Origin of the sequence: Streptomyces sp. SM1 (assembly GCF_002910825.1) — a bacterium.
GTDB lineage: Bacteria > Actinomycetota > Actinomycetes > Streptomycetales > Streptomycetaceae > Streptomyces > Streptomyces okerensis.
In genome coordinates this window covers 1-2,549 of sequence record NZ_NEUB01000747.1, presented here as the reverse complement: position 1 = coordinate 2,549, position 2,549 = coordinate 1, and the positions used below count along the sequence as shown (strand labels likewise).

Below are 2,549 nucleotides of genomic sequence, written 5' to 3'. Positions count from 1 at the left end.
TGCCGGGTCTCGGAACCATGGGTGCGCGTCCCGGGGGCCGCGAGTCGTCCCGGGCCGTGCCACCGGCCGTGAGGCGTTGGCGCCGGCGTCGTGAGGGTGTGCGTCAGGCCGCCGGTGCCGCGCCCGGGCCGCCGTTGTCGTCGTCCTCCGGGAGCTTGCAGACGCGCTCCAGGAAGATGGCCGCCGCTATGACGCCGATGCCCGCCAGGACCGAGGCCCCGGCATAGATCGCCTGGTCGCGGCGGGAGGGGATGTCCAGGAACTCCAGCAGGAAGACGCCCGTACCGCCGTACATCCCGGCGACCAGGGCCGCGACCAGGGCGCTGGCCTGTCCGAAGACGACCGCGCGGGCCGCCATCAGCGGGTCGACTCCCTTGGCGTCGGGCTGCCGCTCGCGCTGGGCGTTGAGGCGGGCGCGCAGCGACAGCGCGGTGGCCGTGAGGACCACCGCGATCAGGGCGAGGACGATGGGTGCGGCCACGGGCACACTCGGAAGGGTCCCCAGCGAGTTCCACAGGCGGGCGCCGGCCCATGACAGGATCCCGGCGACGACGAAGACGCCGGCCAGCACCCGGATGCGCAGCTCTTTCACGGTGTCCCTTCGCGTTCCCCGGACCGGTGCCCCGGAAAGTGGTCGTCACGACCTTAACGGCTACTCGGGCAGCCGGAGTTCCAGGTCCGCGCGGGGCGTGACCCCGTCCCGGGTGACCGCGCCGAGGAGATCGGCGACGGCTCCGCGGCCGGGCAGCTGCGCGCCGGGGTCGATGTCGTGCCAGGGGGCGAGCACGAAGGCCCGCTCGTGGGCGCGCGGGTGCGGCAGCGTGAGCCCGGGGTCGTCCGAGTGGAGCTCCGCGTAGGCGACGATGTCCACGTCCAGGGTGCGCGGGCCCCAGCGCTCGTCCCGGACCCGGTGGAAGGCCTCCTCGACCGCGTGCGCCCGCTCCAGCAGGGAGGACGGGGGGAGGGTGGTCCTCAGGACCGCGACCGCGTTGAAGTACGACGGCTGGCTGCCGGGCTCGACGCCCCACGGCTCCGTCTCGTAGACGGGCGAGACGGCCTTGACCCGGATGCCCGGGGTGTCCTCCAGGGCGTCGACGGCCCCCTGGAGGGTCTCCAGGCGGTTGCCCAGGTTGGCGCCCAGGGAGACGACGGCCCACTTCGGGTTCTGCAGCGTGGTGTCGGCGGCGTCGACCCGCTCGACCACGGAGGCGGGGACCGGCTGGACGGTCGGGTCGGTGTGGCCCGTGGTGGACGGCCTGGTCATACGCGGCTCCGGGTGATGGTGACGGTCACGTCGTCGAACGGCACGGTGATCGGCGCGTCCGGCTTGTGGACGCACACCTCGACCTCCCGCACCACGTCGTGCTTCAGACAGACCTGGGCGATGCGCTCGGCGAGCGTCTCGACGAGATTGACGGGCTCGCCCTGGACGACGGCCACGACCTCCTCGGCCACGATGCCGTAGTGGACGGTCTTCGTCAGGTCGTCGTCGGCCGCGGCCGGCCGGATGTCCAGGCCGAGAACGAGGTCCACGATGAAGGTCTGGCCCTCCTCGCGTTCCTTCGGGAACACACCGTGGTGCCCGCGGGCCTTGAGGCCGCGCAGCGCGACACGATCCACGCGAATCACTCCTGCAGTCGTCGGTGCGGCCGGTCGGCGCCCTGTGACGAGGGCACACCGGCCTGTATTCGAATCTACCCGTGGTCACCGACAGCGCCGGTGCCCCGGGGGGTGTCGCGGCGGGCCGGCCGGACGGAGGCCTCACCCGTCGTCTGCCCCCGGGAGAGCGGGGGCTCACCGGCCGGCGGCGGCTTCTGCCTCCGGCGTCGTGATTCCGGCGATGTCCGGGGGCCGGGTCAGGCCATGCCGCGTGGCGGCGGACGCCCGGCCGGGCCGCTGGGACCAGGCCGCCGGGCCCGGGGGCCGCTGGGACCAGGCCGCAGGGCCGGGCGGCTCAGTCCGGGGTGCCGGGCCCGGGGGTGTCGTCGTCCTCGTCCTCGTCCTCCTCGGCGAGGACCGGGGAGGCGTGGTGCGACCAGAGCTTCCAGCCGGCCGGGGTGCGCCGGAACACGTTGGTGGCGACGACCAGCTGGCCCACCAGGGGGCCCAGCTCCTCGCCGGCCTCCGGGGCCGGGCCGCCGCTGAGGATGTTCTCGGTGCAGGTCACCACCGCGGTGTCGCCGGTGACGGAGACGTGCACATCGGTGAGGAAGAACTGGATGTAGTCGGTGTTCGCCATGATCAGGGCGTACGACCTCAGGACCTCGCCGCGTCCGGTGAGCACCGGCCAGCCGGGGTGGACGCAGGAGACCACCCCGCTGTCCGCCGGGTCGTGGTACGTCTCGTCGACGCCGAGGTCGGCCGGGGTGAGCCAGAGCGACGCGACCTCCTCGAAGTCGCCCCGCTCCAGGGCCTCGTAGAAGGCGGTGTTGGCGGCTTCCACCTGTTCGACATCGGTGTGGGGTGCGCTCACCGGGCTCCCTCTGCGCCGGACACGCCGGGTTCGGGGGATGCGGAGGGCGCCGTGCGCGCCTGTTCTATCGCGCGGG

General features: G+C 73.6%; 4 protein-coding genes. All 4 read right to left on the bottom strand.

Annotated elements, in window-relative coordinates; all coding sequences use genetic code 11:
- Positions 1-103: 103 nt before the first annotated feature.
- A complete protein-coding gene (locus B9S61_RS22250) occupies positions 104-592 on the bottom strand; it encodes a DUF3180 domain-containing protein (protein ID WP_103543849.1) in 489 nt (162 codons plus the stop codon).
- A gap of 60 nt (positions 593-652) precedes the next feature.
- Positions 653-1,264 carry a 2-amino-4-hydroxy-6-hydroxymethyldihydropteridine diphosphokinase gene (folK, locus tag B9S61_RS22245; protein WP_103543848.1) on the bottom strand — a complete coding sequence of 204 codons (612 nt, stop codon included), beginning with the start codon at positions 1,262-1,264 and terminating at the stop codon, positions 653-655.
- Positions 1,261-1,620, bottom strand: a complete 360-nt coding sequence (gene folB / locus B9S61_RS22240) for a dihydroneopterin aldolase (protein ID WP_103543847.1) — start codon at positions 1,618-1,620, stop codon at positions 1,261-1,263. Before folB ends, folK begins: the two co-directional genes overlap by 4 nt.
- Positions 1,621-1,954: 334 nt before the next feature.
- Positions 1,955-2,473 carry a nuclear transport factor 2 family protein gene (locus B9S61_RS22235; protein ID WP_103543846.1) on the bottom strand — a complete coding sequence of 173 codons (519 nt, stop codon included), beginning with the start codon at positions 2,471-2,473 and terminating at the stop codon, positions 1,955-1,957.
- Positions 2,474-2,549: the final 76 nt, after the last annotated feature.